This is a genomic window from Intrasporangium flavum (assembly GCF_001956915.1).
Taxonomy (GTDB): Bacteria; Actinomycetota; Actinomycetes; order Actinomycetales; family Dermatophilaceae; genus Monashia; species Monashia flava.
In genome coordinates this window covers 141,770-162,464 of record NZ_MLJO01000001.1, presented here as the reverse complement: position 1 = coordinate 162,464, position 20,695 = coordinate 141,770, and the positions used below count along the sequence as shown (strand labels likewise).

The 20,695-nt window shown below is 73.8% G+C and carries 20 protein-coding genes and 1 pseudogene; 5 read left to right on the top strand and 16 right to left on the bottom strand.

All coding sequences use genetic code 11. The annotated features are described in order from the left end of the window. The 10 genes from BIV28_RS00740 to BIV28_RS00695 all read right to left on the bottom strand — a co-directional run bounded on the left by BIV28_RS00740 (position 1) and on the right by BIV28_RS00695 (position 11,422). Positions 1–969, bottom strand: a complete 969-nt coding sequence (locus BIV28_RS00740) for a tetratricopeptide repeat protein (RefSeq protein WP_076258433.1) — start codon at positions 967–969, stop codon at positions 1–3. Positions 970–983: 14 nt separating this feature from the next. Next, positions 984–1,976: a DUF8094 domain-containing protein gene (locus BIV28_RS00735; protein ID WP_242652706.1), complete on the bottom strand. Its 993-nt coding sequence runs from the start codon at positions 1,974–1,976 to the stop codon at positions 984–986. Between the two features lie 233 nt (positions 1,977–2,209). Then, entirely contained in the window at positions 2,210–3,214 is a 1,005-nt protein-coding gene (locus BIV28_RS00730) for an ABC transporter ATP-binding protein (RefSeq protein WP_242652705.1), read from the bottom strand. Further along, a complete protein-coding gene (locus BIV28_RS00725; RefSeq protein WP_076258430.1) occupies positions 3,211–6,345 on the bottom strand; it encodes a hypothetical protein in 3,135 nt (1,044 codons plus the stop codon). Before BIV28_RS00725 ends, BIV28_RS00730 begins: the two co-directional genes overlap by 4 nt. Further along, a complete protein-coding gene (locus BIV28_RS00720) occupies positions 6,342–6,974 on the bottom strand; it encodes an ATP-binding cassette domain-containing protein (RefSeq protein WP_076258428.1) in 633 nt (210 codons plus the stop codon). Before BIV28_RS00720 ends, BIV28_RS00725 begins: the two co-directional genes overlap by 4 nt. Before the next feature lie 233 nt (positions 6,975–7,207). Then, positions 7,208–7,756, bottom strand: a complete 549-nt coding sequence (locus BIV28_RS00715; RefSeq protein ID WP_083706919.1) for a GNAT family N-acetyltransferase — start codon at positions 7,754–7,756, stop codon at positions 7,208–7,210. Next, positions 7,749–8,060, bottom strand: a complete 312-nt coding sequence (locus BIV28_RS00710; RefSeq protein ID WP_076258427.1) for a thiamine-binding protein — start codon at positions 8,058–8,060, stop codon at positions 7,749–7,751. The genes BIV28_RS00715 and BIV28_RS00710 overlap by 8 nt, the downstream gene beginning before the upstream one ends. A gap of 48 nt (positions 8,061–8,108) precedes the next feature. Next, the gene (locus BIV28_RS00705) at positions 8,109–9,116 is read right to left on the bottom strand and encodes a GNAT family N-acetyltransferase (RefSeq protein WP_076258425.1); all 1,008 of its coding nucleotides are present in this window, start codon (positions 9,114–9,116) and stop codon (positions 8,109–8,111) included. 94 nt (positions 9,117–9,210) lie between these two features. Further along, entirely contained in the window at positions 9,211–10,179 is a 969-nt protein-coding gene (meaB, locus tag BIV28_RS00700) for a methylmalonyl Co-A mutase-associated GTPase MeaB (protein WP_076258423.1), read from the bottom strand. A gap of 37 nt (positions 10,180–10,216) precedes the next feature. Continuing rightward, complete coding sequence (locus BIV28_RS00695; protein WP_076258421.1) at positions 10,217–11,422, bottom strand: acetyl-CoA C-acetyltransferase; 1,206 nt, start codon at positions 11,420–11,422, stop codon at positions 10,217–10,219. A gap of 148 nt (positions 11,423–11,570) precedes the next feature. On the opposite strand from BIV28_RS00695, the gene mce reads away from it, so the two are divergent. Further along, the gene (mce, locus tag BIV28_RS00690) at positions 11,571–12,014 is read left to right on the top strand and encodes a methylmalonyl-CoA epimerase (protein ID WP_076258419.1); all 444 of its coding nucleotides are present in this window, start codon (positions 11,571–11,573) and stop codon (positions 12,012–12,014) included. Positions 12,015–12,022: 8 nt separating this feature from the next. Here mce and BIV28_RS00685 read toward each other — a convergent pair whose 3' ends face one another. Then, positions 12,023–12,826, bottom strand: a complete 804-nt coding sequence (locus BIV28_RS00685) for a polysaccharide deacetylase family protein (RefSeq protein ID WP_242652704.1) — start codon at positions 12,824–12,826, stop codon at positions 12,023–12,025. Between the two features lie 233 nt (positions 12,827–13,059). Here BIV28_RS00685 and ccrA point away from each other — a divergent pair, with 233 nt between their 5' ends. Beyond that, positions 13,060–14,400: a crotonyl-CoA carboxylase/reductase gene (gene ccrA / locus BIV28_RS00680; protein WP_076258415.1), complete on the top strand. Its 1,341-nt coding sequence runs from the start codon at positions 13,060–13,062 to the stop codon at positions 14,398–14,400. Positions 14,401–14,513: 113 nt separating this feature from the next. Further along, positions 14,514–15,080: a DinB family protein gene (locus BIV28_RS00675; protein ID WP_083706917.1), complete on the top strand. Its 567-nt coding sequence runs from the start codon at positions 14,514–14,516 to the stop codon at positions 15,078–15,080. Positions 15,081–15,092: 12 nt separating this feature from the next. Here the strand turns inward: BIV28_RS00675 and BIV28_RS20475 are convergent. Beyond that, positions 15,093–16,016, bottom strand: a pseudogene (locus BIV28_RS20475) (NAD(P)-dependent oxidoreductase); the annotation flags it as partial. Between the two features lie 104 nt (positions 16,017–16,120). On the opposite strand from BIV28_RS20475, the gene BIV28_RS00665 reads away from it, so the two are divergent. Further along, positions 16,121–16,693: a TetR/AcrR family transcriptional regulator gene (locus tag BIV28_RS00665; protein WP_076258411.1), complete on the top strand. Its 573-nt coding sequence runs from the start codon at positions 16,121–16,123 to the stop codon at positions 16,691–16,693. Between the two features lie 24 nt (positions 16,694–16,717). Here BIV28_RS00665 and BIV28_RS00660 read toward each other — a convergent pair whose 3' ends face one another. Next, a complete protein-coding gene (locus BIV28_RS00660) occupies positions 16,718–17,026 on the bottom strand; it encodes a hypothetical protein (RefSeq protein WP_076258410.1) in 309 nt (102 codons plus the stop codon). Between the two features lie 16 nt (positions 17,027–17,042). After that, positions 17,043–18,821, bottom strand: a complete 1,779-nt coding sequence (locus BIV28_RS00655) for a 3-hydroxyacyl-CoA dehydrogenase family protein (RefSeq protein WP_076258408.1) — start codon at positions 18,819–18,821, stop codon at positions 17,043–17,045. A 101-nt stretch (positions 18,822–18,922) separates the two neighbouring features. On the opposite strand from BIV28_RS00655, the gene nucS reads away from it, so the two are divergent. After that, complete coding sequence (nucS, locus tag BIV28_RS00650; RefSeq protein ID WP_076258406.1) at positions 18,923–19,618, top strand: endonuclease NucS; 696 nt, start codon at positions 18,923–18,925, stop codon at positions 19,616–19,618. Positions 19,619–19,637: 19 nt separating this feature from the next. On the opposite strand, the gene BIV28_RS00645 is transcribed toward nucS, so the two are convergent. Together BIV28_RS00645 and BIV28_RS00640 are read right to left on the bottom strand one after the other, a co-directional pair. Next, positions 19,638–20,336 (bottom strand): DNA alkylation repair protein, encoded by a 699-nt coding sequence (locus tag BIV28_RS00645; protein WP_076258404.1) that lies wholly within the window; start codon positions 20,334–20,336, stop codon positions 19,638–19,640. Continuing rightward, a complete protein-coding gene (locus BIV28_RS00640) occupies positions 20,336–20,683 on the bottom strand; it encodes a hypothetical protein (protein ID WP_076258402.1) in 348 nt (115 codons plus the stop codon). The genes BIV28_RS00645 and BIV28_RS00640 overlap by 1 nt, the downstream gene beginning before the upstream one ends. Positions 20,684–20,695 lie beyond the last annotated feature (12 nt).

Here is a 20,695-nt window from a genome sequence, read left to right as displayed (position 1 = left end):
TCAGAACAGGGCGCTCATGAGGGCCTTGCGGGCCCGGGCGACGCGCTCGTCGGACGTGCCCACGACCTCGAACAGCTCGACGAGGTGCTCGCGGGCCTGGTTGCGGTCGGCGTCGGCCGTGACGCGCACCGTGTCGATGAGGCGCACGAAGGCGTCCTCCACGTGGCCGCCGAGCACGTCGAGGTCGGCGACGAGGATCTGCGCGTCGACGTCGGTGGGCGCGGCAGCGGCCGCGGCCCGCGCCTGCTGCAGGTCGGCCCCGCGGGTGCGCTGGAGCAGGCCCACTTGGGCCAGACCGATCTTGGCGTCGGTGTCGGCGGGGCTCTGGGCGAGCGCCTCGCGGTAGGCGTCGGCGGCGGTGTCGAGGTCGTCGGCCTCGATGGCGTCGAAGGCCTTCTGGTGCAGCGGCGGCAGCGGCGGCTCCTCCGGGGCGCCGTCCGGACCGCCCTGGCCGTCCGGACCGTCCTGGCCGGCGGCGTCGACACCCGGCACGGTGCCGGTGACGCCGTGCTGGGCCGCGAGGGCGAGCACCTGGTCGACGACCGCGACGACCTGCGCCTCGGGCTGGACGCCCTCGAAGAGCGGCACGGGCTGGCCCTGGACGAACGCGAAGGTCACCGGCACGGCCTGCACCTGGAAGGCCTGCAGGATGCCGGGGTTGGCGTCGACGTCGACCGTGGCGAGCTGGAAGCGGCCGGCGTAGCGGCGGGCCACCCTCTCGAGCGTCGCGACGAAGTCGGCCGACTCCTGCAGGCGCGGCGACCACAGGACCATGACGACGGGGTGGCTGGTGCTCGCCCCGACGATGTCGCGGATCGCGGCGTCAGTGCCCTCGATGACGACGCCGGCACCGTCCGTCGAGGTGGAGCCCCCGGCGGAGGCGGGGCCAGCCTGCGGGGCCGGACGCTTGAGCGACGAGAGGTCGACGGCACCGCGCAGTGCTGCTGCGGTGAATGGCTGCTGGCTCATGGATCAATCCTGCCTCACCGACCCGTGCCGTCGACGAGCTGGTCCGCCGCGGCCACCACACGGGCCTGGCCGGAGGCCGGGATGACGAACGCGACGATCTCGTTGGAGGTGAGGTCGGCCTCGGTCGTGATCTGCTTGATGCCGGTCAGCAGCGTGAGGTCCTTGGCCGGCTTGAGCTTCATCGGCGTGCGCATCGCGATGGCGTCGTGGCGCACCAGCTCGGCGAAGACGATGGCGCCCTGGCCGTCCTTGAGGCGCAGGCCGCCGATGATCCCCTTCGGCTCGTGCTTCTGGCTGAAGGAGCCCTGGTTGTTCAGGGCCTGCGACTGCGCCGTGGCGGACTGGCGCAGCTGCTCGGTCAGGGGGTCGTCGGCGAGCACCTTGGTGGCCACCGGCGAGGGGAACTGCACCGCACCGGCGAACGCCGAGACGACGTCCTCGGGCTTGGCCGACAGGCCCTTGCCGTCGGCGATCGCGGCCGAGCCGCTGTCGGCGTCGTCGAGCGCGTCGAGCTTGGCGTCGGGCAGCATCGGCGTGACGGCCGCGGCCTTGAAGGGACCGCCCGGGCTGTCGGCGACGAGGAGCACGAGCACCGCGGCGCCGGTCTTCTTCAGGGTGGTCTGGGCCAGGATCTGCACGGGCTTGTCGCCCTCGCGGGAGATGCCGAGCACCTTGGCGCCGCTCGAGGACAGCTCGGCCTCGGCCTTCTCCGCGGCCGTGCGGCCACCGAGGGTCTTGGCGTAGGCGTTGGCCGACTCGAGGGCCGCGCCGGTGAAGGCCTTGTCGCGGGCGGCGGCACCGCCGGCGGACGCGTCGAGCAGCGAGGAGGCGACGGCCGAGACCGCGCCGTTCGTCGTCGTGCCGGCGGCGTCGACGGCGACCGCGGGGGTCTCGGAGGCACCGGTGCCGTCGCTGCCGTCGTCGGCGTTTCCGGTGCACGCGGACAGCATCGCGACGGAGGCGAGAGCGGCGGCCAGGACGCGGCGACGGGTCGCGGGGCGGGGCATGGAGAGACCTTTCGGGACTCGGGAAGACCGGTTGACCCGGCGTGCACCACCGGCGCCGAGGGGCAGCGCGGGGCACGTCGGGCGGCCGCTGCTGGGCGCGGCCACCGTCAAGTTACGCACGACTCGTCGCGTTACCACAAATCGAGCCCGACGCTCCCCGAGGACATTCTCGGACACTCGGGACGACGTGGTCGGCCCCTCCAGCACGGGGCCGCCGGGCGGTGTCAGACGGCTCACGTCGCGGACGCGTCGCGCCCCCGCCCGCCCGGCTCCGCACCGGGCTCGTCCACCGGTTCCGCGCCGGTCGGCCCGTCGGGCTCCTCACCGGGCAGCGGGGCGTCGGCGGGCAGCAGCAGCCAGGCCCGGCCGTCGTGGTGCAGCCGCACGAGCGCCCCGGGCGGGAAGTCCGCGAGCGCCGCACCGGCCAGCGGCAGCGATCCGTCGGCCGAGACGACCGCGAACTCCTCCCCCTGGCGGCCCTCGGCCCCGACGCGTCCGTCGCGGATCGTCACGGTGCGCGGCAGCGCGGCGGCGACGTCGGGGTCGTGGGTCACGACGACGACCGTCGCGCCGACCCGCCGGTTGACGTCGTGGAGGGCCCGCAGCACCCGGTCGCGCGACGCGTGGTCGAGCTGGCTCGTCGGCTCGTCCACGAGGAGCAGGCCGGGCTCGCAGGCGACGCCGACGGCGATGGCGACGAGCTGGGCCTGGCCGGGCGTCAGCGTCGACACCTCGCGGTCGGCGAGGTCGCCGATGCCGAGGGGGCCGAGCACGTCGTCGACGGACGGCAGGTCGCGGGCGAGGCGCCGCGCGGGGGCCTGGGCCACCTCGACGTTCTGCCGGGGCGTCAGGTAGGGCACGAGGTTGCGGGCGGCGCCCTGCAGGACCAGGCCGATCTGCCCGGCGCGCAGGTCGTCGAGCGCCGAGGGGGTCAGCGAGCGCAGGTCGTGGCCGCCGACGAGGGCCGAGCCGGCGCTCGGGGCCGTGAGCCCGCCGAAGACGGTGAGCAGCGTCGACTTGCCGGCGCCGGAGGGCCCGAGCAGGCCGACCATCTCGCCGGCGCCGACGTGCAGGTCGACGCCGGAGAGCGCCGCGACGTCGTGGCCCTCGGAGCGGTAGATGACGACGAGCCCGCGCGTGGTGACGGGCAGCCCGCGACCTGCCTGGGCGCTGGGACCGTCACCTCCCGCGTCGGGGGTCGACGGGTTGCGGTCGAGCTGTTGCTCCACTGCGGTCACGGCTGCTCCCTCACACGCGAGACGACGGCGCGGCCGGCGAGCCACAGCCCGAGGAGGACGCCGACGGCGACGAGCCACACCATCGTGACGCCCGCCGAGAGGGCCATCGCCCCCACGGCCGGCCGGACGTCGGGCACGAAGACGTCGGACGGGGTCGTGAAGAACGGCACGAGCCGCAGCGCGAGGCGCGCCCCGACGACGCCGCAGGCCGAGCCGACCACGACGGCCACGACGATCACGGCCACCTGCTCGGCGACGCCCACGCGCCGCAGCGTGCCGGTGCCGACGCCGGCCAGGCGCAGCGCGGCGAGGTCGCGCGAGCGCGAGCGCCACGAGGTCACGCCGACGAGGACGAGCACGAGGGCACCCATGAGCAGCGCGAGGACGCCGACGACGAGCGCGAGGCGCAGCGACCACGCCGACGCCGACCGGTCGAACGCGTCGAGCACCTCGGCTCGGTCGGTCCGTTCGCGCACCGAGACCCCGGAGCGGGCCAGGGCGGCGGTCACCTCGCCGACGCGCGCCGGGTCGGCCACGAGCACGTCGAGGGAGCCGCTCGCGTAGAGCCGGCTGGCCCGGGCCGCGAGGGCGTCGTAGTCGACGAGCGCGACGTTGGTGAAGCCGCCCGGCACGACCCGCACCCGCCCCTTCTCCGCGACGGTCACGGCAGTCCCCACGAACCCGCTGACCGAGGTCACCTCGGGCGTCGCTCCGTGGGTGGCGGGGGCGACGACGGCGGGCAGGGCGGCCGGCGTGGTCGACGCGGTGACGATGCCACCGGACGACGCGAACCGGATGCGCGCCGCGGCCGGTTCGGCCCGGTTCGTCGTGACGTAGGAGAACCCGGGGCTCCCGACCGACAGCCGGTCCGGGGAGTAGGGGGTGCCGTAGGAGGACCAGGTCAGCCGGCCGAGCTCGACCGGGGGCGCGCCCGGGGCGGCGACCCGGGCGACGATCACCTCGCCGGCGAGCAGGCGCGTCTCGTCGGGCGCCCGGTCGATGCTGATCCCGACGACCGTGCACGAGCGCGGGGCGCACGGCACGGCGGCCGTGAGCGTCGTGGTGCCCGTCGGCCGGAAGGGCACGGCACCGAGCGGCACGGACACGGACCCGCCGTCGGCGTCCTGCAGCTCGAGCCGCAGGGGCAGCAGGTCGGGCGCGGTCGGCGTCGGGTCGAGGCCGGTGAGCACCCGCTCGATGCGCACGTCCGACACCTGGACCGCGACCCGCCGCCCGGTGAGCTCGGCCGAGGCGAGATCGGACGCCAGGACCGACGACCAGCTCACGGCCGGCCCGGAGCCCGCCCCGATGGGCAGCGCCACCCGCGCCATCGCCCGGGGCACCACGGCCATCGTCGCGACGGCGTCGGAGCTGCCGGGCTGCAGGTGGGCCACCGGGGCCACCCAGGTCGCACCGGGGTCGAGCCGCGTCAACAGCGATCGCAGCTGACGGGGGTCCTTGGAGTCGGTCTGGAGCACGACCTGCGCGCCGGTCTCGAGCGAGGCCCGCTCGGCGCGGTTGCGCTGCCCGGCGAGGTAGGCGTCCGTGGCGAAGACCAGCAGCGCCGACGCGACCGTGACGATGGCGACGACGCGGCGCACGCCCGGACGGCGGGCCACCTGCAGAGCGGTGACGCCGGCGGCCACGTGTCCACGGCGCAGCGCAAGGTGCCCGAGGCGGGCGGCGACCGGGATGAGGAGCATCGCGAGGAGCAGCCCGACGGCGAGCGCGAGCAGCGCCGGTGTCGCGAGGACGACCGGCCCGGACACCGACCCGGTCACGATGGTGACCACCCCGGCCGCGGCGACGGTGACGACCACCGCGTCGACGAGCCCGACCGCGAGGGCACCCTGGCGGGGCGGCACCCGGCGCAGCAGCGACGGGATCGGCTCGCGGAGCGGCCCGCGGGCCGCCACGAGGACGGTGAGGATGCCGACGACCAGGGCCGCGACGGCAGCCACGACCGCGCCGAGCGGCACGTCGAGCGCCCCGCCACCCGGCAGCCAGACCCGCGACACGAGCACGTCGAGGACGCCGGCCGCCACGACGCCGAGGGGCACGCCGACCGCGACGAGGCCACCGAGTTCGGCGAGCAGCATCCGCCTCGCACCCCGGACACCGTGCCCGCGCAGGCGCACGAGCGCGATCTCGGGGCGACGCTGCTCGACCGCCGCCGAGGCCGCGAGGCCGAGCACGACGGCCGCGAGGAGGGCGAGCTGGCCGAGGAGCAGCGGCACGAGGACCGACGCCTGGGCCTGGCCCCGCACGACGGTGCGGGCGAGGTCGTCGAGGGCCGTGGTGATGGTCGGTGCGGCGGTGTCGCCCTGGGGCCGGGCCTTCTCGGCCGCCAGGGCGGCGGCGATGCCCGGCAGGTCGTCCACCCCGAGGCGCGGGCGGTCGAGAGCGCTCGTCACCGTCAGCGTCGAGCCCCCGGCGTACTTCTCGAAGAACGCCGGCGCGACGACGGGGGCGTCGACCTGCGGGGACGAGCCGAGTCCGGCGACGACTCGGGTGCCCGCGCGCCCGGTGAGCCGCGTGCCGAACCAGTACGTGTCGTCGAGCACCTGCGCGTAGGTGCCGACGATCCGGGCGGTGTCGCGAAGCCGGCTGTCGGGCACCTGTCCTCCCGGCGAGGACGCGAAGCCGACGCGGTCGCCGACCTTCCAGCCCTCGAACCGGGCCTCCGCGGCGGACACCAGGACCTCGGCCTCTGCCGTCGGGCAGCGCCCGCTCACGAGCGTCAGGCGTGCGCAGCCGGCGGCCGGCGCGTAGGCGGTGACGAGGACGCCGCCGCCGCCACGTCGCGGCGACATCGACATCGTGACCTGACCGGACACGATCGAGGTCGGCGGCCGCAGGAAGGGGCGCACCTGCGCCGGGACCCGTGAGAGCACGGCCGGCGTCGACGGCACGAAGGTGCCGTCGGAGCCCTGCTCGACGACGACGCCGGTGGACATGACGCTGGCCCGGTCGAGGGCGTCATGCAGGAGGGCGTGCTCGAGCGAGCGGGCGTAGAGCGGCCCGAGGACGGCACTGGCGGTCACGAGCGTCGAGAGCAGCACCAGCGCGACGGCCTGTCCGCGCCGGTGCCGGGCGGCCGACCACGCGACGGCGAGGCGACCCGCGCTCATCGGGTGCTCACCACGTGGCCCTCGTCGAGGTGCACCTCGGCGGCGGCCTGTGCGGCGGCCTCGGGGTCGTGGGTCGCCATGAGCACGGTGCAGCCGGCACCGGCGAGGTCGTGGAGCAGCTCGAGGACCCGCTCGCGGTTGACGTGGTCGAGCTCGGAGGTCGGCTCGTCGGCGAGCAGCACGGCGTTGCGCGCCGCGAGCGCCCGCGCCACGGCGACCCGCTGCTGCTGGCCGCCGCTCAGCTCCTCGATGAGGTGGCCGCCCGACTCCTCGAGACCCACGGCGGCCAGGGCCGCGGACACGCGCTCGGCGGCCTCGCGGGGCGCGACGCCGGTATCGAGCAGGGGCACGAGGCAGTTCTCGCGGGCCGTGAGGACCGACGCGAGCCCGTTGCCCTGCGGGATGAGGCCGATCCCCAGCGCGAGGGTCGCGGACCGGCCACCGATCGGGCGTACCGTCGTGCCACCGACGCGGACGCTGCCCTCGACCGCGGCTCCGGTCAGCGCGCCGGCCACGGCCCAGAGCAGCGTCGACTTGCCGGCCCCGGAGGGCCCCGTCACCGCGGTGACGACGCCCGGTCGGGCCACGAGGTGCACGCCCTCGAGCGCCCTACGCTGCCCGAAGCGCACGCCGAGGCCCTCGACCTCGACACGGGGAGACGGTCGAGCCGCCCCCGTGCCCGGCGCATCGTCCCTGACCTGCCCCACGCCCTGACCGACATCGGTCCCTGTCGCCACTGCCGCCCCCTTCCGGCTCGGTGTCCGCGGGTGAGTGTGCCCCTGCGGGCGGGCCCGTGGCGCAGGGTGGCCCGCCGGGCCCCGGATCGTGACCGCATCGTCACCAACGGGCTCAGGCCGGGTCATCAGGCCGAGCGCCGCACCATCCGGATCTCCGTCGTGCCGGTCGGCTCGTGCTCGGTGCGGCTGCCCTCGTCGGCGAAGCCGCGCCGCTCGTAGAAGGCACGCGCCCGGGCGTTGGCCTCGACGACCCAGAGCGAGGCGTCGCGGTCGCCGACGAGCCGGTCGAACAGCGCGTCGGCGACGCCGGTGCCACGGGCGTGCGCGGCGAGGTTGACGGCGTAGAGCTCCCACCGCGTCGGGGCGTCGTCGTCGCGGCTCGGACCGGCGCTCGCGAAGCCGGCGACGCATCCGTCGGGGTCGCGCACGACGAGGGTGCCGCCCTCGGCCCGTGGCGCGGACGCGATCGAGCGCCAGCGGGCGGCGCAGTTCTCCTCGCTCAGGGCCGCGAGGTAGTCGGCCGGCATGATGCCGGCGTAGGCCTCGCGCCACACGGCCATGTGGACGCGGCCGAGCTCGTCGCAGTCGGCGGCCACCAGCGGCGCGAGGCGCCAGCCGTCCGGCAGGGCGCGCCCCGCCGGCGCCGGGTGGGCGTGGGCGCCGCCGTCAGCCATCCTGGCGCTCGAGGGCGGCCTCGAGCCGTTCGAGCTTGCCGTCGAGCTCACCGGTGAACCCCGGCCGGATGTCGGCCTTGAGCACGAGCCCGACGCGCGGCGAGACCTCCGCGATGACGTCGCAGCAGCGCTTGACGAGGGCCATGCACTCGTCCCACTCCCCCTCGACGGTCGTGAACATCGCGTCGGTGCGGTGCGGCAGGCCCGACTCGCGCACGAGCCGGATGGCCGAGGCGACGGCGTCGCTGACGGATCCGGTGTCGTCGGCGGCGACGGTGGGCGCGACGGAGAAGGCGATCAGCATGCGCTCACCGTAGGCCGCCGGGTCCTGGCGCCGCAGGCCAGGGCCGGCTCAGAGGTCCTTGCGCATCGAGAGGGCCTCCTCGGTGATGCGGAAGCCGAGATCGACGTTGATCTGCACCATCCACGGGTTCTGCTCGTCGTTCATCGTCTGCACGCGGGTGCGGCGCGGGAACGACTCGGCGAGCAGGTCGAGGTTGGCCACCTTGACCGCCATGCCGAGCCGGTGTCCCCGGTGCTCCGGCAGCACGAGCGTGCCCCACTGGTGCACGACGTCGGGGTCCGAGGGCGGCACGTTGAGGTCGGTGTAGGCGGCCACGACGCCGGTGTCGCGGTGCACGGCCACGGCCGTCAGCAGCGTGTTGCCGACACGCGCGTGGTGGTCGAGCATCGTCTGGTAGTCCTCGACGGTCTGCGACTCCGGCTCGAAGTCGACGTCGCCGGTGGGGGCGTCGAGGATGAGCCGGTTCGAGGCGTCGCAGACGCCCTGGCGCAGCTCGTCGGGCACGCCACCGGTGAAGACGCGCACCTCGTAGGCGTCGCCCATCGCCTCGGCGGCCCGCTCGCGCTCGCGCGCCATGAGGTCGGCGTTGACCGGCAGCGGCAGCGACCGCACGATCTCGGTGCTCGCGACGCGGTAGCCCCGGCTCTCGGCGAAGGCGCGGTCGGGGTGGGACTCGCGGTCGCCCTGTGGCACGTAGACCTCGGCGAGCAGCATGGAGCGCCCACCGGCCCGGGCCTGCGTCTCGCTCCAGTCGAGCAGGGCGCTGCCGTGGCCGTTGCGGCGGTGCTCGGGGTCGACGCGAAGCTCGGTCCAGCACTTGTCGAGGTTCTCGCGCTCCGGGAAGTACAGCTGCGACCAGCCGACGGGCGTCCCGTCGACGACGACCACGGCCGACTCCAGGCGCTCACCCGGGAAGTCGAAGCGCAGCCAGGCGGCGAACTCCTCGGCGGTGCGCTGCATCGGGTGCACGCGCGACACGGCGTCGACGCGGGAGGCGATGCCGTAGAGCGACTTGACCATGACGTCGTCGTCGCGGTCGAGCGGGATGATGTCCATGACTCGACGGTGACACCGCCGGGGCCGGCCCCACAACGGAATTACGGTCGACGCCGGGGCCCACGCCCCCGTCGACGCCCAGTGGTCGTGGGGCTCAGTCGTCGAGGTGGGCCACGAGGCGGTCGGCGGCGGCGTACGGGTCGATCCGCCCGGCCACGACGTCCTGCGCCAGCGAGGCGAGGTCGGCGCGCCCCCCGAGCTGGGCGAAGCGGGAGCGCAGCTGCGCCAGGGCGATGGCCTGCACCTCGTCAGCGGCCCGGCGCTCGCGGCGCCGGCCGAGCTCGCCGGACTCCTCGATGAAGGCCCGGTGCTTGTCGAGGGCCTCCATGACCTCGTCGACGCCGATCCCTTGTGCCGCAACGGTCTTCACGACCGGCGGACGCCACAGGCCTGGCTCGGTGCGGTCGCCGAGGGAGATCATGTGCCGCAGGTCGCGGACCGTGGCGTCGGCACCGTCGCGGTCGGCCTTGTTGACGACGAAGACGTCGCCGATCTCGAGGATGCCGGCCTTGGCCGCCTGGATGCCGTCGCCCATGCCGGGGGCCAGCAGCACGAGCGAGGTGTCGGCCAGGCCCGCGATCTCGACCTCCGACTGCCCGACGCCGACGGTCTCGACGAGCACGACGTCGCAGCCCGCGGCGTCGAGCACGCGGATGGCCTGCGGCGTGGCCCAGGAGAGGCCGCCGAGGTGGCCCCGGGAGGCCATCGAGCGGATGTAGACCTCGGGGTCGAGGGCGTGGTCCTGCATCCGGACGCGGTCGCCGAGCAGCGCCCCGCCGGAGAACGGCGAGCTGGGGTCGACGGCGAGCACGCCGACGCGCAGGCCCCGCTCGCGGAAGGCACCGACGAGGGCGGTGGTCGAGGTGGACTTGCCGACGCCGGGCGAGCCGGTGAGGCCGATGACCCACGCGTTGCCCGTGTGCGGGGCCAGCGCGGCCATGACCTCACGCAGCGCCGCGTGCCGGTCCTCGACGAGCGAGATGAGGCGCGCGACGGCGCGCGGCGACCCCGCCCGGGCCGACTCGACCAGGGCGGGGACGTCGACGGTGCGGCGTGGGCTCACGTGGGGCGCAGGCGAACTCGTCGGCGACGCGTCGGGCTCAGGCCGTCTTCGGCACGCGGACGATGAGGGCGTCGCCCTGACCGCCACCGCCGCACAGCGCGGCCGCGCCGACGCCGCCACCGCGGCGCTTCAGCTCGAGCGCGAGGTGCAGCGCGATGCGGGCCCCCGACATGCCGATCGGGTGGCCGAGGGCGATGGCGCCGCCGTTGACGTTGACCTTCTCGACGTCGATGCCGAGCTCCTTGGCGGAGGCCAGGCCGACGGCCGCGAAGGCCTCGTTGATCTCGACGAGGTCGAGGTCGGCGGGCGTGATGCCCTCCTTCTCGCAGGCTCGGGCGATGGCCCGGGCCGGCTGCTGCTGGAGCGTCGAGTCGGGGCCGGCGACGACGCCGTGCGCGCCGATCTCGGCGATCCACGACAGGCCGAGCTCCTCGGCCTTGGCCCGGCTCATGACGACGACCGCGGCAGCGCCGTCGGAGATCTGCGAGGCCGACCCGGCGGTGATGGTGCCGTCCTTGCTGAACGCGGGGCGCAGGCCCGACAGCGACGCGGCGGTGGTGTCGGCGCGGATGCCCTCGTCGTTCTTGAACTCGATCGGGTCGCCCTTGCGCTGCGGGATGCTGACCGGCACGACCTCGTCCTCGAAGAGGCCGTCCTTCCACGCCTTGGCGGCGAGCTGGTGGCTGCGCGCCGAGAACTCGTCCTGCTCCTCGCGGGTGAAGGCCTGCGATCCGGTGTTGGCCTGCTCGGTGAGCAGGCCCATGGCCTGATCGGTGAAGGCGTCCCAGAGGCCGTCGAAGGCCATGTGGTCGCGCATCGTCACGTCGCCGTACTTGTAGCCCTCGCGCGACTTCGTCATGAGGTGCGGCGCGTTGGTCATCGACTCCTGGCCGCCGGCGACGACGACGTCGAACTCGCCGGCGCGGATCAGCTGGTCGGCCATGGCGATGGCGTTGATGCCCGAGAGGCAGACCTTGTTGATCGTCAGGGCCGGAACGGTCATCGGGATGCCGGCGGCGTGGGCGGCCTGGCGGGCCGGGATCTGGCCGGCGCCGGCCTGCAGCACCTGGCCCATGATGACGTACTCGACCTGCTCGGGCGCGACGCCCGACTTCTCGAGGGCGCCCTTGATCGCGATGCCGCCGAGGTCGGCCCCGGAGAAGTCCTTGAGCGACCCGAGCAGCCGGCCCATCGGGGTGCGGGCTCCGGCGACGATCACCGAGGTGGGGCGGTCAGAAGTCATGGGAAGTGCCTCTCCAACGTCATCGGGGGATGTCTGGCGGATGTCCGGTTCACTCTAGTCTCGGCCGCTGGACCCCCCGTCCCGACCATGACCAAGCGCACACGCGTCCCGGCTTCTGCCCCGGGCGCGGCGGTCCTACGTTGGTCGCATGAGCACGCTGACCGGTCCCCTGTTCACGCACATCGACCACGTCGGCATCGCGGTGCCCGACCTCGACGCCGCCATCGCCTTCTACCGCGACACGTACGGCATGCAGATGCTGCACGAGGAGACGAACGAGGAGCAGGGCGTGCGCGAGGCGATGATGGGCGTCGGCGACTCCGGCTCCTGCATCCAGCTGCTCGCGCCCCTGTCGCCCGCGTCGACGATCGCCAAGTTCCTCGACCGCAGCGGCCCGGGCATCCAGCAGCTCGCCTACCGCGTGGCCGACATCGACGCCGTCTGCGCGACGCTGCGCGAGCGCGGGCTGCGCCTGCTCTACGACACCCCCAAGCGCGGCACGAGCGACAGCCGGGTCAACTTCATCCACCCCAGGGACGCCGGTGGCGTCCTCGTCGAGCTCGTCGAGCCGGCGGTCTCACCCGCCCACTGACCGGGCCGTCAGCGGGGGTCGCCGGACGCGACGAGGTCCTGGACCGGCACCCCCACGAGGCCGCGTCGACGCAGTCGCTCGAGCACGTGCGGCAGCGCCGCCACCGAGCGGCTGCGGTCCAGGTCCTGCGGGTTCGGCCCCTCGATGCGCCCGCCGTCGTGGGCCAGCACGACGTCCCCCACCGACAGGCTCGCGCCGAAGGCCTCGCCCGCCGTCGGCGGCGCGTCGTGCAGCGACGACTCGAGGCACGCGCTCCAGAAGACCGAGCGGAGCGCGAGGTCCGACGTGCGCCGCGCCACGACCCGCGAGGTCCAGCCGCGCGGTGGTCGAACGAGCGAGGCGCCCGTGACGTCGTGAGCGGCGACCGCCCGACGGCCGCGGACGAGCTGGTCGGTGATGGTGTCCGGGTCCACCCGGTCCAGCCACAGGTGGTCGTGGGTGTGGTTCGAGAGCCGGTGGCCCTCGGCGACGATGCGCGCGGCGAGGTCGGGGTGGGCCTCGACGTTGCGGCCGACCGCGAAGAAGGTGGCCCGGCAGCCGTACTCGCGCAGCACGTCGAGCACGTCCGGCGTGAAGCGTGGGTCGGGGCCGTCGTCGAAGGTCAGCGCGACCCAGGGCCGGTCGGTGCGCACCCACGTGACCCCGTGCGGGTCGACGTCGTGCCGCAGCGCCGGGCTGTCGGTCTCGCGGCCCGGCCCGCCGGGATGGAGCGCCTCGTCGACCCGCGGCCAGGCAGTGAGGGCGCACAGCCCGACAGCACCGAGCACGACCGAGCGTCGTGACACGGTCGCCAGCCCCTCCACGTCGTGCACGGCGACAGTGTGGCCGAGCGCGGGCGTCCGCGGGCGGGATCGCGCCAGGAAGGCCACCCGGGACCGCGGCGGGCCGGCGCGCCGGGTTCGGTGACCCACGTCACCTGTGGTGGGCGTCTCAGATCGGACGCCGCCCTCCCGGCCGCTCACTACCGTCGAGTCACCTGCCGCCCCGGCGAGCAGGTCGTGCCACCCACGCTGACCAATGACGCTGCGACGTAAGGACCTTTGACATGCAGGCCATCCGCGACGCCATCCTCTCCGGCGACCGCACCCAGGAGACCTACGCGGCCCTCGAGATCCCGCAGACCTACCGCGGGGCCACCGTCCACAAGGACGAGGTCGACATGTTCGAGGGGATCGCGACCCGCGACAAGGACCCCCGCAAGTCCCTGCACATCGACGAGGTACCGGTCCCCGAGCTCGCGCCCGGCGAGGCCCTCGTCGCCGTCATGGCCAGCGCCATCAACTACAACACCGTGTGGACCTCGATCTTCGAGCCGGTCTCGACCTTCGGGTTCCTCGAGCGCTACGGCCGCACCTCCGAGTACGCCAAGCGCCACGACCTGCCCTACCACGTGGTCGGCTCCGACCTCGCCGGCGTCATCCTCCGCGTCGGGCCCGGCGTGACGAAGTGGAAGCCGGGCACCGAGGTCGTCGCGCACTGCCTGTCGGTCGAGCTCGAGGACGCCGAGGGCCACGACGACACGATGATGGACCCGCAGCAGCGCATCTGGGGCTTCGAGACGAACTTCGGCGGCCTCGCCGAGCTCGCCGTCGTCAAGGCCAACCAGCTCATGCCGAAGCCGAGCCACCTGACGTGGGAGGAGGCCGCCTCCCCCGGCCTGGTCAACAGCACGGCCTACCGCCAGCTCATCTCCAAGCACGGCGCGGCGATGAAGCTCGGCGACCGCGTCCTCGTGTGGGGCGCGTCGGGCGGCCTCGGCTCCTACGCGACGCAGATGGCCCTCGCCGGCGGCGCGACCCCGATCTGCGTCGTCTCCTCCCCCGAGAAGGCCCAGATCTGCCGCGACATGGGCGCGGAGCTCATCATCGACCGCAACGCCGAGGACTACCGGTTCTGGAACGAGGACGGCACCGAGCAGAACCCCAAGGAGTGGCAGCGCCTGGGCAAGAAGATCCGCGAGCTGACCGGCGGCTACGACGTCGACATCGTCTTCGAGCACCCCGGCCGCGAGACCTTCGGCGCCAGCGTCTACGTCGCGCGCAAGGGCGGCACCATCGTCACGTGCGCCTCGACCTCGGGATACATGCACGAGTACGACAACCGCTACCTCTGGATGAACCTCAAGCGGATCGTCTCCTCGCACTTCGCCAACTACCGCGAGGCGTGGGAGGCCAACGAGCTCGTCAACCGCGGCCTCATCCACCCGACGCTGTCCAAGACGTACGCGCTCGAGGAGGTCGGGCAGGCGGCCCTGGACGTGCACCAGAACGCCCACCAGGGCAAGGTCGGCGTCCTGACGCTCGCGCCAGAGGCCGGCCTCGGCATCACGAACCCGGACAAGCGGGCTGGCTTCGAGGCCGCGATCAACCGCTTCCGCAACCAGTAGGACCGACGACCACACCGGCCGAGGCCGGCGCTCACGCAACCGGTGGGCGCCGGCTTCGTCGTTGCATCGTCATGGCCCCGGCGCAGACTCCCGTGCCGTGGCAGTGTCGGTCCATGACCGGTTCGCCGACGCCGCCCTCACCGCTACCGCCGTCACCGCCGCCGGGGTGGCCCCAGACGCTTCCCGCGACGTACAGCCGCGACACCATCGACCAGCCGGCCCGGACGCAGGTGGAGGCCTTCCTCGACGAGCACCGCGCGGCGCTGCGGGAGTCGCTCGAGGGGCTGAGCGAGGAGGAGGCCCGGCGCTCGCTCGTGCCGTCGGCCACGACGCTGCTCGGCCTCGTCAAGCACGCGACCTACGTGGAGAAGGTGTGGTTCGACCACGCGGTGAGCGGCCGCACGCGCGCCGAGATCGGCATCCCCGAGGACTCCCGCGAGTCGTTCGTCCTCGCCGATGCCGACACCATCGCGTCGGTGTCGCAGGCGCACGCGGAGGCCTGCGAGGCCTCTCGTCGGGCGACGGCGTCACTGGGTCTCGACGACCTCGTGCGCGGCCACCGGCTCGGACCGCTGCCGCTGCGCTGGGTGCACCTGCACGTCCTGCGCGAGCTCGCGCAGCACTGCGGCCACGCCGACATCCTGCGCGAACAGGTGCTCGCGAGCCGGCCGTCGGGCTGAGGGATCCCCGGTTCAGTCAGGCCTGCTCCGGGCGTGACCCGACGGGGTCGGGCAGATCCCGTCCCGCGCCTCGAGCGCGGTGACGACGGCCGCCATGTCCAGCGCCCCCGCGCCGGACGCCTCGGTCTCCCGGAAGAGCTCGCGGGTGACGTCGAGCAGGGGGCTGGCCGCACCCACCGCGCGGGCAGCCTCGGCGACGAGCCGGGTGTTGGTGTGGACGTCGCGGACGGCCGCCTGGGCCTCGAAGTCGCGGTCGGCGAGCTTGGCGAGCTTGATGGTCGACACGGCACTGGCCATCGGCCCGAGGTCGAGCGCCCGGCGGAAGGCCGCGAGGTCGAGACCCATCGCGGCCGCCAGGTGGTGGGCCTCTGCGAGCCCGGCCACCATCGTGCAGAGGTAGAGGTTGACGGCCAGCTTGGTGCCCAGGCCGTTCGGCACCGGGCCGCAGCGCAGCACGGCGCGGCACAGGTGGCCCAGGAGCGGCTCGACCTGCCCGACGGCATCGTCGGTCCCGGCCACGAGCCCGACGAGCTCGCCCCGCTCGGCGGGCACCCGGGAGCCCGACACTGGCGCCTCGACGAAGCGCCCGCCCGCCGCTTCGACGTCGCGCGCCAGACTCGCCGAGAAGCCCGTGGACGTCGTGCCCAGCACCACGACGGTCCGGCCGGCGACCATGCCGAAACCGGCGGTGCCACGCCCGAGCACGGCGTCGACCGCCGCCTCGTCGGCCAGCATGAGCAGCACGACGTCGCTGGCGGCGAAGACGGCCCCGGGGCTCGACGCCACGGTGGCGCCCAGCGCGCCGAGCGCGTCCGCCGCCTGGGGCGACCGGTTCCAGACCGTGAGCGGCACGCCGGCCTTTACCAGCCGGGTGGCCATCGGCCGACCCATGATCCCGAGACCCAGGAACCCGACGCGGTCCATGTTCCCCCTCCGTCCGCTATGACGCTTGTCATACTAGCGCCGTGTCATGACGAGTGTCATAGTCGGACGGTCGGCGACCGCATCCCGACCACCAGCCACGCGGGAGGAGCCGCACCATGACCACGTACGGACCGCGGCAACGCATCGTGTACGAGGCGGCCCAGCACCTGCGACGGGACGGCGTCACCGGCACCGGGCTGCGTCATGTCGTCGAGGCCGCGGACGCGCCGCGAGGCTCGTTGCAGCACTATTTTCCCGGCGGCAAGGACCAGCTCGTCGCCGAGGCCCTCGAGTGGTCGGCCACCTGGGCCGCCGACCGCGTCGAGCACCATGCCTCGCGCCTGCGCCGGCCGACGCCGAGCCGGCTGTTCGCGGCCGTCGTGCAGGACTGGGTCGACGACCTCGAAGCCCGTGGGTTCGAGCGCGGGTGCCCCGTGGCCGGCGCCGTCGTCGACTGCGCCGCGTCCGAGCCGGCGGTGCGGCAGGCGGCTCTCGAGGCCCTCGAGACCTGGCGCCGCCCGCTCACCGATGCCGTGGTCGCGACCGGGCGCACCCGGCGGCGCGCCGAGACGCTGTCGACCCTCATGCTCTGCGCGCTCGAAGGGGCGATCCTGCTCGCCCGGGCCCGACGCGACACGACGCCGCTGCGGGTCGTCGCCCGCGAGCTCGCGCCCGTGCTCGACACGTGACCCCTGGTCTCAGTCCCCGTTCGGTCAGCGGTAGGCGTTGCCCGGCGGGCGCGCGTCCCGACGCTGCCAGCAGCCCGTGTGCCAGTGGCGTCGGTCCCCGACCCCGCCGACGCCGTCGGCGGGCCACGCCACGACGTGCGGGACGCCCGGCGGGATGTCCTGCTGGCAGCCGGGGCACAGGTACGGACGCGTCGCCGACGCCCCGCTCACCGAGCGGACCGTCCAGCGACCGCCGGCGTAGGTCTCCTCCCGCGTCGAGCCGCCCTGGATCCGGGTGACGTCGAGCGGCACGTGCTCGCGCGCGTGCTTGCTGGGACGACGGCGCGAGGGCATGGACCCAGCGTAGGTGTCAGGCGTACGTGCGGAACCCGCGACCCGTCTTGCGGCCGAGGTAGCCGGCCGTGACGAGGTGCTCGAGCAGTGGCGCCGGGGCGTACCCACGCTCGCGGAACTCGAGGTAGAGCTCGCGCTCGATGGCGAGCGACACGTCGAGCCCGACGACGTCGAGCAGCTCGAACGGGCCCATCGGCAGGCCGCAGCCGGTCTTCATCGCCGTGTCGATGTCGTCGGCCGTCGAGTAGTTGGCCTCGAGCATCTTCACGGCGTCGTTGAGGTACGGGAAGAGCAGCGCGTTGACGATGAAGCCGGCGCGGTCACCGCACGTGACGGGGTGCTTGCCGATGGTGCGGCACAGCTGCTGGACCGTGGCGACGACGTCGTCGGCCGTCGACACGGTGTGCACGACCTCGACGAGCTTCATCACCTGCGCCGGGTTGAAGAAGTGCATCCCGATGACGTCCTGCGGACGCGTCGTGGCCGCCGCGCACTCGACGACGGGCAGCGAGCTCGTCGTCGTGGCGAGGATCGCGCCGGGACGGCAGATCTCGTCGAGGTTCTCGAACAGGGCGCGCTTGACCGTGAGGTCCTCGACGACGGCCTCGACGACGAGGTCGGCCAGCGCGAGGTCCTCGAGGCGCACCGAGCCGCTGATCCGGGCCAGGGCGGCGTCGCGCTCGTCCTCGGTCAGCTTGCCCCGCTGGACGCCCTTCTCGAGGCTGCGCTCGACGGCCGCGCGCACGGCGTCGACCTTGCCCTCGGAGCGCGCGACGAAGGTGACGTCGAGGCCCGCCTTGGCGAACACCTCGACCATGCCCGTGGCCATGGTGCCCGAACCGACGACGCCGACGGAGCGCACCGGACGCGTCGGGGCCACGGACGCCTCGGCGGGCGCCGGCGTCAGGGCGTCCTCGACGACCTGCGAGCTGCCCGGCTCGGCGTAGGTGTAGAAGCCGCGGCCGCTCTTGCGGCCCTTGAGGCCGGCCGTGACCATCTGCTTGATGACCGGGCTCGGCGCGTGGAGGCGGTCGCGGCCCTGCTTGTACATCGTGTCGAGGATCTCGTAGGCGGTGTCGAGGCCGATGAGGTCCATGAGGGCGAGCGGGCCCATCGGGTACCCGCAGCCGAGCTTCATCGCGGCGTCGATGTCCTCGCGCGTGGCGTACCGGCTCTCGTACATCGACACGGCGTGGTTGAGGTAGCCGAAGAGCAGGGCGTTGGCGATGAAGCCGGCCTTGTCGCCGACGATGACGGGCTTCTTGCCGAGGCGCTCGGCCAGGGCCTTGACGTCGGCGAAGATCTCGTCGCTCGTGATGACGGTCTTGATGACCTCGACGAACTGGAGCACCGGGGCCGGGTTGAAGAAGTGCATGCCCACGACGCGCTTGGGGTTGATCGTCGCGACGGCGATCTCGGTGACGGGCAGCGAGCTGGTGTTCGTGGCGAGGATCGCGTCGTCGGCCACGATGGTGTCGAGTCGGGAGAAGATCTCCTTCTTCAGCTCGAGCTTCTCGGGCACGGCCTCGACGACGAGCTGGCACTCCTTGAGGTCGGCCATGTCGGAGGTGAACTGCACGCGCGCCGTCAGGGCGGCCTGCTCGTCCTCGCTCAGCTTGCCGCGGGAGACGGCGCGGTCGGTCGAGTGCTGCAGGACGCCGCGGCCCTTCTCGACCGCCTCGTCGGTGACCTCGACGGCGACGACGTCGATGCCGTTGCGGGCGAAGACCTCGACGATGCCGGCACCCATCGTGCCGAGTCCGATGACACCAACCTTGGTGAACTCACGAGCCATGGGTGGAAGTCTCCCAGAGGCGTCCGCCCAGCCACAGCCGCGCCGGGGGTGACGCTGCCCACGTGACACGAGTCGCGGCCGGGCTGCTCTAGGGTGACCGGGTGCGCCTCGTCATTGCCCGCTGCAGCGTCGACTACGACGGCCGTCTGACCGCCCACCTGCCGCTCGCGACCCGACTGCTCGTCGTCAAGGCCGACGGCTCGGTGCTCGTGCACAGCGACGGCGGCTCGTACAAGCCGCTCAACTGGATGTCGCCCCCGTGCACCATGGCCGAGGTCGAGCCCGACGAGGCCCAGACCGGTGACGGCGTCGTCGCCGTGTGGCGGGTCCAGCACGCGAAGTCCGAGGACCGCCTCACCGTGCTCATCCACGAGGTGCTCCACGACAGCGCCCACGAGCTCGGCGTCGACCCCGGCCTCGTCAAGGACGGCGTCGAGGCGCACCTGCAGAAGCTGCTCGCCGAGCACATCCACACCCTCGGGCACGGCTACTCGCTCGTGCGCCGCGAGTACATGACCGCCATCGGACCCGTCGACATCCTCGCCAAGGACGACTCCGGCGCGAGCGTCGCCGTGGAGATCAAGCGACGCGGCGAGATCGACGGCGTCGAGCAGCTGACCCGCTACCTCGAGCTGATGAACCGCGACCCGCACCTGGCGCCGGTCACCGGCGTCTTCGCCGCCCAGCAGATCAAGCCCCAGGCGCGCACCCTCGCCGAGGACCGCGGCATCCGCTGCGTCGTGCTCGACTACGACGCGCTCAAGGGCATCGACGACGCCGAGTCCCGCCTCTTCTGAGGCCTGCGGGCCCGATGCGTCACGCGGGCCGTACGTAGCGCGAGCGCAGGTCGGGTGGGAGCTTCTCGACCGCGAGCCGCACGGCGGGCCGCGGCATGAGCGCCACGTTCTCGTCGAGGAAGGCCACGAGCCGGTCCTCGTCGCGCACGCCGGCGTGCTTGAGGAAGATGCCGACCGGCTTGTGCACCAGCGGGTTCCGGTCGGCGGCGAGCAGGTCGGCGACCTCGTAGCCGGCCTCGACGTCGGGGGTGTCGAGGAAGCCGAGCGGGGCCGTCATCGCGGTGCGCCGGCGGAGCGGGTCGGGCGAGGCGGCGAGGTCGCGCAGGATCTGCTTGTCGCGCCCGACGAGCCAGAGCCCGATGACCCGCGGTGCGGCCCGGTCGACCATGTCCCACGTCGTGATCCGGTGGTGGTGCCCGAGGTAGGTGCGCGCGAGCGTGCCGCGCTCGTAGGCGCCGGTGCGGCGTCGACGCGCCTTGAAGTCGAGCACGCACACCGCGGCGAGCCGCGGCTCGTAGGCCGGCAGGGCGAGCAGGCGCTCCACCTCCGGCAGCGGCAGGCTCGTGTGGCGCCGGGCGATGGCGAAGAGCGTCCCCATGCGCACGCCGATGGCCTCCTCGCCCTCGGCCAGCCGCTTGCGGACCGCGGCGAGGTCCTCCTCGGTGCGCTCCTGCTCGAGCTCGGCGACGACGGCGTCGGCCGTGCCCGCGAGCGGCATCAGGCCAGGCCCTCGAGGGTCCCGCGCGACACGCCGTCGGCGTCGACGAGCAGCAGCACCGGGTCGGCGTCGGAGCCGCCGCGCACGACGACGACCGTCTCGCCGCGGTGCTGGTCGACGATCTGCCCGAACCCCTGCGAGCCGTCGGAGAGGTCACCGTGGCCGAGGTGGCTGGGCACGCCGAGGTCGTCGGCGAGGGACTCGACCGGGCCGGTGTCGGGCACGTCGTCGGCCGCGTAGACGGCCTGGACCTTCTCGAGGTGGATCGCCGAGGCGAGCCAGCCGACGTCGGCGAGCCCGGGCGGGTTGACGACGACGATCCGCGCGGCGCACTGCAGGTCGCTCATGCCCCGACGCTA

Coding starts and splice junctions, on each gene's coding strand:
- BIV28_RS00740 (WP_076258433.1), bottom strand. CDS start 969: ATGAGCCAGCAGCCATTCACCGCAGCAGCACTGCGCGGTGCCGTCGAC.
- BIV28_RS00735 (WP_242652706.1), bottom strand. CDS start 1,976: ATGCCCCGCCCCGCGACCCGTCGCCGCGTCCTGGCCGCCGCTCTCGCC.
- BIV28_RS00725 (WP_076258430.1), bottom strand. CDS start 6,345: ATGAGCGCGGGTCGCCTCGCCGTCGCGTGGTCGGCCGCCCGGCACCGG.
- BIV28_RS00715 (WP_083706919.1), bottom strand. CDS start 7,756: ATGGCTGACGGCGGCGCCCACGCCCACCCGGCGCCGGCGGGGCGCGCC.
- BIV28_RS00710 (WP_076258427.1), bottom strand. CDS start 8,060: ATGCTGATCGCCTTCTCCGTCGCGCCCACCGTCGCCGCCGACGACACC.
- BIV28_RS00705 (WP_076258425.1), bottom strand. CDS start 9,116: ATGGACATCATCCCGCTCGACCGCGACGACGACGTCATGGTCAAGTCG.
- BIV28_RS00695 (WP_076258421.1), bottom strand. CDS start 11,422: ATGACTTCTGACCGCCCCACCTCGGTGATCGTCGCCGGAGCCCGCACC.
- mce (WP_076258419.1), top strand. CDS start 11,571: ATGAGCACGCTGACCGGTCCCCTGTTCACGCACATCGACCACGTCGGC.
- ccrA (WP_076258415.1), top strand. CDS start 13,060: ATGCAGGCCATCCGCGACGCCATCCTCTCCGGCGACCGCACCCAGGAG.
- BIV28_RS00675 (WP_083706917.1), top strand. CDS start 14,514: ATGACCGGTTCGCCGACGCCGCCCTCACCGCTACCGCCGTCACCGCCG.
- BIV28_RS00665 (WP_076258411.1), top strand. CDS start 16,121: ATGACCACGTACGGACCGCGGCAACGCATCGTGTACGAGGCGGCCCAG.
- BIV28_RS00660 (WP_076258410.1), bottom strand. CDS start 17,026: ATGCCCTCGCGCCGTCGTCCCAGCAAGCACGCGCGCGAGCACGTGCCG.
- BIV28_RS00655 (WP_076258408.1), bottom strand. CDS start 18,821: ATGGCTCGTGAGTTCACCAAGGTTGGTGTCATCGGACTCGGCACGATG.
- BIV28_RS00645 (WP_076258404.1), bottom strand. CDS start 20,336: ATGCCGCTCGCGGGCACGGCCGACGCCGTCGTCGCCGAGCTCGAGCAG.
- BIV28_RS00640 (WP_076258402.1), bottom strand. CDS start 20,683: ATGAGCGACCTGCAGTGCGCCGCGCGGATCGTCGTCGTCAACCCGCCC.